Annotated in this window: 8 protein-coding genes and 2 pseudogenes; 7 read left to right on the forward strand and 3 right to left on the reverse strand. The window is 59.9% G+C overall.

Annotated features, from left to right (window positions below; genetic code table 11):
* Window positions 1-249, forward strand: a pseudogene (locus HNQ66_RS23255) (YecA family protein); the annotation flags it as partial.
* A 621-nt stretch (window positions 250-870) separates the two neighbouring features.
* Here HNQ66_RS23255 and HNQ66_RS23260 read toward each other — a convergent pair.
* Window positions 871-1,764: a LysR family transcriptional regulator gene (locus HNQ66_RS23260; RefSeq protein WP_184147258.1), complete on the reverse strand. Its 894-nt coding sequence runs from the start codon at window positions 1,762-1,764 to the stop codon at window positions 871-873.
* A gap of 100 nt (window positions 1,765-1,864) precedes the next feature.
* On the opposite strand from HNQ66_RS23260, the gene HNQ66_RS23265 reads away from it, so the two are divergent.
* From HNQ66_RS23265 to HNQ66_RS23285, 5 genes are all read left to right on the forward strand, one after another.
* On the forward strand, window positions 1,865-2,605 hold the full coding sequence (locus HNQ66_RS23265; protein ID WP_184147260.1) for an SDR family oxidoreductase: 741 nt from the start codon (window positions 1,865-1,867) through the stop codon (window positions 2,603-2,605).
* 41 nt (window positions 2,606-2,646) lie between these two features.
* Window positions 2,647-2,865, forward strand: a complete 219-nt coding sequence (locus HNQ66_RS23270; protein ID WP_184147262.1) for a tautomerase family protein — start codon at window positions 2,647-2,649, stop codon at window positions 2,863-2,865.
* Between the two features lie 577 nt (window positions 2,866-3,442).
* Entirely contained in the window at window positions 3,443-3,973 is a 531-nt protein-coding gene (locus HNQ66_RS23275; protein WP_343059608.1) for an MFS transporter, read from the forward strand.
* Window positions 3,974-4,209: 236 nt separating this feature from the next.
* On the forward strand, window positions 4,210-4,629 hold the full coding sequence (locus HNQ66_RS23280) for a hypothetical protein (protein ID WP_184147266.1): 420 nt from the start codon (window positions 4,210-4,212) through the stop codon (window positions 4,627-4,629).
* 42 nt (window positions 4,630-4,671) lie between these two features.
* Window positions 4,672-5,127 carry a MarR family winged helix-turn-helix transcriptional regulator gene (locus HNQ66_RS23285; protein ID WP_184147268.1) on the forward strand — a complete coding sequence of 152 codons (456 nt, stop codon included), beginning with the start codon at window positions 4,672-4,674 and terminating at the stop codon, window positions 5,125-5,127.
* A 3-nt stretch (window positions 5,128-5,130) separates the two neighbouring features.
* Here the strand turns inward: HNQ66_RS23285 and HNQ66_RS23290 are convergent, their stop codons facing one another.
* Complete coding sequence (locus tag HNQ66_RS23290) at window positions 5,131-5,544, reverse strand: ester cyclase (RefSeq protein WP_184147270.1); 414 nt, start codon at window positions 5,542-5,544, stop codon at window positions 5,131-5,133.
* A 320-nt stretch (window positions 5,545-5,864) separates the two neighbouring features.
* Here HNQ66_RS23290 and HNQ66_RS23295 point away from each other — a divergent pair, with 320 nt between their 5' ends.
* Window positions 5,865-6,884, forward strand: a complete 1,020-nt coding sequence (locus HNQ66_RS23295) for an IS110 family RNA-guided transposase (protein WP_184147272.1) — start codon at window positions 5,865-5,867, stop codon at window positions 6,882-6,884.
* Window positions 6,885-7,084: 200 nt separating this feature from the next.
* Here HNQ66_RS23295 and HNQ66_RS23300 read toward each other — a convergent pair.
* Window positions 7,085-8,553 (reverse strand): annotated as a pseudogene (locus tag HNQ66_RS23300) (ISL3 family transposase); the annotation flags it as partial.

Raw genomic sequence — 8,553 nt, forward strand, 5'->3', positions numbered from 1 at the left:
GAGACCATCGTCGGTCCCTGGGCGATCGGATTTTCCCTTGGCCTCAGTCTGGGCGGCGAAGCGTGGGCGCCGATCCTCCTTGCCACGCCAAAGCCGGTGATCGCCCCCATCATGGCCGTCAATCCGCAGCTCGCCAAACTCCTCATCCGCCTTTCTCCTCAGGAGCGGCGCAAAATAAGGGCGACGGCCCACCACCATATCTCATCCGCAGTCCTGCAATTGCACGCCATCACAAGACAGGCCCGATAACAACGTGGCCAGCGGCAGGAACACAGCCTATATGCAAGGTGGTGAGTTCGTCGCGCTTACGATCAAACTCGCGTTTCCCGCCGCGACCAGCATGCAATACCCGCAATAGCCGCGGCTCGATCACATCATCCATCGCATTGTGTCCATTACGTTGCTTGTGGACACAACCTGCCTAAACGCTCCCCCGATTCATAGGTGACCCAAAAATCGCGCTTACCATCGATCTAGCACGCTCCGTTCCCGGGAGCTGGCAGCTTTGATCCTGTACGCCCGCCCCAGATCGCGCCGCTGCGGGAACCACCCTCGTCCGGCGCCTCAATGGAGCGCATCCAATTCTTTGTCCCAACACTGTCATATTTGCCTCGCCTGTGACCGACCCCAGCCGCGCAGGCCGCGGCTCGTTGCTCTTGGTGTCGGCTCCTATCGCGATAGTCCCCCGTCGCCTTTCCACGTTGCTGTGGAGGGCCAGACGATGAGCCTGATAACGAAAGTAACACAGCATGTCTGCGGCACCGACGGGCTCGACAAAAGACAACACGTCGGCCTCAGACGGTCGCACTGAGCACGTTGCGATACAAAAAATCAATCCTGATACTGGTGGCACCTGCGGCCGTGGATAGGCTAAAGCTCGGCCTCTGCGAATATCGTCACCAGCCAGTTCAGGAAGACGCGAAGGCGTGGCGCCAGATGCCGGTTCTGGGGATAAAGGGCCGAGAGCGGAGTCGGGCTCGGGGGATAGTCCTTCAGCACCTCGACCAGCCGCCCTGCCTTCAAATCCTGCTGAAGGCGATAGCGGGGCGCCTGAACCAGGCCCAATCCCAGCTTCGCCATGTCATGCGTCGTGTCGGAATGATTGGCTGTGACGCGACAGGGCAGAACGAACTCTCGCGCCTTGCCGCCCACCATGAGCTCCAGAGGGATGACCTCCCCCGTCCGCGACGAGATGAAGCCGACCATCACGTGGCCCTCAAGGTCGTCGGGAGACATCGGCATGCCATGCGTCTCAATATAACCGGGGCTGGCGCACGTCACCTCCGTGATCGTCGCAAGCCGCCGGGCGATCATGCCGCTATCGGTAAGGTCGCCCGCCCGGATGACGCAATCCACCCCCTCGCGAACGAGATCTACAAGGCGGTCCCCCTGCCCGAAATGAATGTCGATCAGCGGATGGAGCGCCAGGAATTCCGGTAACCGCGGCAGCAGGAATGTGCGGGTCAGAAGAACGTTCGCGTCGATGCGCAGGAGGCCGCGTGGCCGGGCGTCGCGGAAGACGTTTTCGGCGTGGTCCACGTCCGAGAGAATTGACCGGCAGCGCTCGTAGAATGCCTGGCCATCCAGCGTCGGCCGTACGTGCCGGGTGGTGCGCTCCAGAAGGCGCGCGCCGACGTCCACTTCCAGCTGCTTGATAGCCTCGGTTGCCGTCGAGCGCCCCAAACCCAGATCGGCGGCGGCAGCCGTGAAGCTACAGCGCTCCACGACACGCACGAAAAGCTGCATCCGGTCCAATCTATCCATGAATTTATTCATCCTAGCCGAACAGACATGTCAGTTCCCGGGTAATTGTTTCCGCATGTCGACGCAATACCTTCAGCGCCATAACAGATGGAGAGAAAACATGACGGACCGACAAACCCGCGTAGCCATCGTAACTGGCGCTTCCAAGGGCATCGGCGCGGCCATCGCAAAGCGCCTGTCACAAGACGGCATAGCTGTCGTCGTCAACTACGCGAAAGGCCGTGAGGCCGCAGAGGCGATCGTTGCTGCGCTGGCGGCTTCGGGCAGCAGGGCCATTTCCGTCGCGGCCGATATCGGCGATCCTGCCGGCATGGCGACCCTGTTCGACGCCGCCGAGCGGGCTTTCGGCGGAACAGACATCCTCGTCAACAATGCGGGCGTTATGGAGCTCTCAACGATTGCCAAGGTTACCGACGAATCGTTTGAGAGAATGATATCCGTCAATCTTGGCGGCGTGTTCCGTGGTCTTCGCGAGGGGGCCGGCCGGCTTCGGGACGGCGGCCGCATCATCAGCTTTTCGTCGAGCGTCGTCGGCATGTACCAGCCCGGCTATGGCGTCTACGCGGCGGCCAAGGCGGCAGTCGAGGCCATGACCCATGTGCTCGCCAAGGAACTCGGGTCGCGAGGCATCACCGTCAATGCGGTGGCACCAGGACCGGTGGAAACGGAATTGTTCATGGCCGGCAAGAGCGAGGCGCTGGTGAAGACGATTGTCGGCATGAACCCGTTCGGCCGCCTCGGCCAGCCAGATGACATCGCCCGCGTCGTGTCCTTCCTTGCCGGGCCCGACAGCGGCTGGGTCAGCGGCCAGGTGATCCGCGCCAATGGCGGGATAATCTGACCGGCCGGTGACGCTTATCCATAGACCAACAGGAGACGATCATGCCATTTGCCAATTTCAAGCTGCCGGAAGGCGCCCTTTCAAAGATCCAGAAAGAAGACCTGATTCACAAGACGACGCAGATGCTCGTCGATTATCTGAGCGAAGCCGCCCGCCCCCATACGATGGTGCTGATCGAAACCGTACCTGACGGCGGCTACGGGCGTGCCGACGAAGTGTTCGTCATCCCCGATGCCTACAGGGCCAAGGACGTCCCCTGAATTTGTACTAGGAGGCCTGCCCTCACCGGCGGGCCTCATGAACATCATCGTCGCCCCCGCCGCCGACGGCGTGTGCCCATGGGCGCATCGCCGGTCGGCTTCAGCGTATCGCCGGATTGCCGTGAACTTATTGGCCAGGCCACAGCGCCCAGCACAGCGCCGATCAATCCGGGAAACCGCGCCTCCAGGTCTTCGTGTCGCTGGCTGAGGCGGCGGCTGCGCCCCGGGGACTGATTCCTCCCGGCCTCGCGCAGCACCTTCATCAGGTGCCACTTGGTCGATTTCGGCATCGATGGATCAGGCAGATGGCATTGCGCCATTTCCAGGGGGCCGTCGACGAGCTGGCGAACGCTGGCCAGGCGGCCGGGTTGCTCAACGCGAAGAACACGTCGTTCAACCGCAGGTCATTGCGAGCGCGATGGGGAAGCTCGGTATCATCATGCACCATGGTTCGGATTTAGTTGAACCATCGGCGGAACGATAGGAGAAAATGGTTCGAAATTATTCAAACCATAAGTTGCCGGCGTGACCCATACAATGCTATCCGCGCCATCTCGCCGGCTTCCGCATCACGCTTGTGGGATTGGCCGCGATGATGGCCGGCGCAAGCGCGCCTTCGCCTTTCTATCCCATGCTGCAACAGGAGATCGGGTTTCCCGCCGCGGGACTGACCGGTATCTTTGCCGTCTACACGATCGCCCCTCTGGCGTCGCTGCTAGCCATGGGGCCGCTGTCGGACCATATCGGCCGGCGGCCGGTAATATCAGGAGGCTTTGTCCCGATCGCGCTTGGCCCGCTATTGTTCTGGCAAGCGGGCGATGTGATGGGATTGATGGTCGCGCGCGTGTTACAGGGTATTGCCGCAGGTCTGCTGCTCTCGGCGCTCTCTGCCGCCATCGTCGATCTCGAGCCGAAGGGCAGACGCGGGAGCGCTTCGGTACGGAACTCGGTCATTCCGCTTACCGGCCTCGCAACGGGCGTTCTCGTGGCGGATGTATTGATGGATGCGACGGCTGGGGCAGAGGCCAACGTTTTTGGCTCGCTGGTTGTCGCCTACGCGTTGTTCGCCTCGTCATCTGATTCATTCCGAGACCGCGCCGCGGCATGACGGGCCTCGCTTCGGCCACGAATCAGGGTGCCGACCACAGCAGTGAAGGCATTCTCGTGCAGTTCGCCGCCTGTCATCGCGGGGTGGGCCACGGGCGGGCTTTATCTCTCACTGGCGCGCGATTGTCCGGCACACCTTCGGCGCCGCGGACCATGCGACGCAGGCGGTTGTGATCGTCCTGCTTTGCGCCGCAGGCGCCGACGCCTGTTACATCGCGCGGCTGCTCCTCCCGGCGGGTGACGCTCTATGAGACCTCTGCACTGTCGATCGGCACGGCATTGACGCTTGTTGCCATCGTCTCGCAATCGCTATCCGCCTATCTCGCGGGGCATGTAATCGCCGGAACGGGGAACGGGCTTGGGAACCTGGTTCTACGGTGTCCTGCGTCCCATCGTCCGGCCGTAAGCCCCGAGGAACACGGCAAACTTATTGTTTTGTTTTTTATGTTGAGCTATCTCGCCTTCGGCCTGACCGCCGTGCTGGCCGGCATGGCAGTCGGCGCCTACATCGACGGCCCTCGGCTACGACGCACTGATGATGCACTTCTCGATAGTCGCCGAATTTTTACGAAGGTTCAGAACGCGGGATTGAGCCTGAAAGGCGTCCCCCCTCTCAAATACTGGAGCAATCATTGCGCCGCCGGACGGTTTGCCTAATGTAACCGAAGGCATTTCTCGACGAACGGCAGGCCTCATAAAATGGACACCACGATGGCGCGCGGCACAGCGAAAAGCGATGGTGCGGAAAGCACCTTGATCCTGGCCGAGAACCTACGCCAGGCTGTCGGGAAATTTGTCCGCGGCGTCCGATCACAAGCCGGGACGCCGACAACATCGCAATCCGAAACCCTGGCTATTCTCGATCGCGATGGCCTTACAAGCATCGCTGATCTTGCCGGCCGTCGTAACGTCCGACATCAAAGCATGCGACTAGTCGTTTGCCAGCTCGAGCAGGCAGGGCTCGTCAGCAAAATGCAAAATCCCGCCGATGCCCGCAGTCAGCTCCTCTCACTAACGGAGGAGGGACGACGAACCCTGTCCCAGGCAAGAGAAGCCAGAACCCGCGAAATCGCAGCCATGATCGACACGAGGCTTTCCGAGCAGGACCGTCGCACTCTGCGGGACGCCATCACGATCATCGAGCGACTGGTGTAGGGATCAACGCTTCGACAGGGTAGAAAGAACCACGGACAAGCTGTTTATTCCCCAATGCTCGGCGTATTTTCCATCCCGCACGCGAACGATGTCGATGACATCGATAGCCACGGTCTCGCCCGTCGCCGGAATTCCCAGCAACGAGCCCGAATGGACGCCCGTGATCGTCTTGCGCGTCGTCACCTTGTCTCCCTCGGCAATCTGCTCATGGATGAGCACCGTAAGATTGGATAGCGCCGGACGCAGGACATTCTGAAATGTGTTCCACATGCCTTCCGGACCATTCGGTATGTGAGGCGGGGCCGAGTGGTTGACGAAATCCGATGCCACCAAGGCAGCGAACGCTTCGGCGCTTCCTTCCTGAATAACCTCGAAATTGAAGCGGCGGACGACTTCCTTGTTTGCAGCAACAGACATAGGTTCCTCTCGTGGTCCGATATATACAGTTTAACTGTATATATCGGACCACCTCCACGCGCAACCTATCCGAAATGACGACGTGTCGGGACATAGCTTCGGCAACCCATTCTGACGAACGACCCGCTCTAAAATGTGTTTCGGCATGGAATAAGGGGTCTGACGCAATCTCGATGACTTCAGGGCGCTCCGACGATACGTGCCTCAAGCAAATCGAGCTTCCCGCGCCCGTACATCTGATGAGATGGACGGCCTCTGCTCCCTCACCGGCAGTGCTAAACTTGCTGCCGTTGATTGCGCAACCCAGAGGAGCCGTTCTGATGCAAATTGTTACGATAGGCTTGGATATCGCGAAGAATGTCTTTCAACTTCACGGCGTGGATGCCGCGGGTGACGTGGTGCTGAGGCGGAAGCTGCGCCGCAGCGAAGTCCGAGTTTTCTTTTCACGCCTGACACCTTGTCTCATAGGCATCGAAGCATGCGCAACTTCGCATTACTGGGCCAGAGAGCTGATGAGTTTGGGACATTCCGTTCGGCTAATTCCGCCTTCGTACGTGAAGCCTTATGTCCGGCGTGGAAAGAACGATGCCGCCGATGCTGCGGCCATTTGCGAGGCTGTCGCCCGGCCGACTATGCGTTTCGTGCCCGTCAAAACCATTGATCAACAGGCTGTCCTTGTGCTCCATAGAAGCCGAGATCTCCTGGTAAAGCAGCGGACGATGCTGATTAATGCACTGCGATGCCATCTCGCGGAATTCGGCATTGTCGCGGCTCAAAAGCGAACCGGGCTTGCAGAACTCGTCGCCTGCGTCGAGGAGGGCGTTGATGATGATTTTCCAGAGCTACTTCGGCGTGGACTTAAACCCCTAATCCACCAGCTCAAACAAATTCAGGCGCAGATTCTGCAACTCGAGAAAGAAATTGAGACTTGGCATCGATCCAATTCGATCAGTTGCCGATTGGCGACGATTCCCGGTGTCGGTCCGATCATCGCATCCGCGATCGCTGCGACAATGCTCGATCCAGCGCATTTTCGCAGCGGCCGCGAATTCGCCGCATGGCTTGGACTTGTGCCAAGGCAGAATTCGAGCGGCGGCAAGGAGCGCCTCGGTAGAATATCGAGGCAAGGCAATAGATATGTTCGCCGCCTCCTGGTGATTGGAGCCACCGCAATTCTGCGCCATGACAGGCATCGAACATCCGGAAACGGATGGATGCGAGCGCTTCTGGAAAGAAAGCCGGCCCGGCTTGTGACGGTTGCTCTTGCCAACAAAATGGCCCGCACGGCTTGGGCCTTACTGGCCAGAAACGCGGATTATCGAGTCCAGACAACGGAATAGAGGACCGGGTGTAAAATTCGATTGCAAGTGCTGATCATGACGTGACAATGACCGGTAGACCCCAAGTAGGAGAACCCGTTCCAAGCGAAAGCAGCATAGACTGCGGACATTTGATTGGGACCTGACTTGCGGATCACATCAGGGCCAGTGGCCATGTGAGCCACGTCAACAGGCCGGACACATGACTGCACCCGCCGGTGCTATGCCACGAAAGATTCCGCTTGCAACGCAGAGGCCGTCCACACATGGCGCTTGATGAGTTTCAGCTTGGTGATCTGCCCCTCGGTTTGGCCGTTCGACCAGATTGAGGTGATCGCATTCTGAACAGCTACTCTGTCGCGAACGACGCCGTTGGCGAATGACGCGACCAAGCTTGCTGCTGCGCGGTCGATCCACGCGTCCAGATCATCTTTAGACTTGCGCCGCAGCATCTCGTGGAAGCTCTCCACGACATCCCTTGCCTCGACAAGGTCTGGTAGTCGCTCCTCGATCGCAGCGACCGTCATCGTCTGAGCTTTGGTCAAATTGTTGCGTTCAAGGGTCATCAGTCGGACGATAGTGCGTGCCGCCGGCGCGTGGCCCAGTCCATTCTCGGCCTTTTCGGCACGCCTTCGCCGCGTTGCCCATTCGGTGACAACACGGAGACCGCCACCGAAGCCAGCCAACCGAAGCTGCCGCCAAAGTTCAGCGCCGTTCCGCAATCCGGCGTCCCATTGCGCCTCAAGCCAAGGGAGATGCGGTTCCAGGGAAGTTTGCCGGATCCGAAAGATGTCGGTCCGCTGACCACGGACGACACTGCGAACCAGCTTTCGGCTGTGCCCGGTTCTGCGCACGATCTCCTTGATGGATACGCCTTCGCTGACGAGACCACGAATGACGGCGTTTGCCTCTTCACGCCGCAGATATCCCTCATATTGCAGTCGCTCGGCAGCTGTCAGAAGCTTTGGATTTATAGTTGCTGTGCCGATTGCAATGCGGACCTGCCGCATCGACTTGCGAACGGCGTCAAGAAAGGCGTGGCTGGCGTTCTCCATCAGATGCCAGCGGTCGGCGACCTGTTCGGCGTGTGGCAGAGCTTGTGCAGCGGCCTGCGCATACCCGCCACCGCGGTCTCGTGCGACGATTTCGATCTGCGGCTGCTCGACCAGCCAAGCTTTTGCGATCGAGGGTTCTCGGTTGGGGAACAACGCGATCGTCTTTCGCCGTTCCAGATCGCAGATGATAGTGCCATATCGGTGATTGCGACGCCACGCCCAGTCATCAATGCCGATGACGGCTGGCGGCGGCGGTGGTGGGCGATCATATCGGCGAACGGTTCGAAGCAGCGTGTCATTGCTAACCGGTAACCCGAGACGATCTGCGAACCGTGCTGCTGGCCGACCACCCAATGCCAAAGCGAGATGGTGAACCAAGGTCTCCAGGCGCGCTGTCGGCGGGCCATGGGTCGGATCACGCCATTACTGAAACGCTCGGCGAAGATCTTTCGGCGGCAATGGACGACATTGCAGACGAAGCGTCGGACGGTCAGGTGCAGTCCGATCCTCCGGCCCGCACAGGGCAGATCGGCGATCATCCGTAAGCGCGACGAACCCACCACCTTGCATGTAGGTTGGGTTGATGCTGCCGGGCGTGTTGTTACCGAGCCTGTCTTGTGATTGCGTGCAATTGC

The sequence above is a fragment of the Shinella fusca genome (assembly GCF_014203155.1).
GTDB classification, from domain to species: domain Bacteria; phylum Pseudomonadota; class Alphaproteobacteria; order Rhizobiales; family Rhizobiaceae; genus Shinella; species Shinella fusca.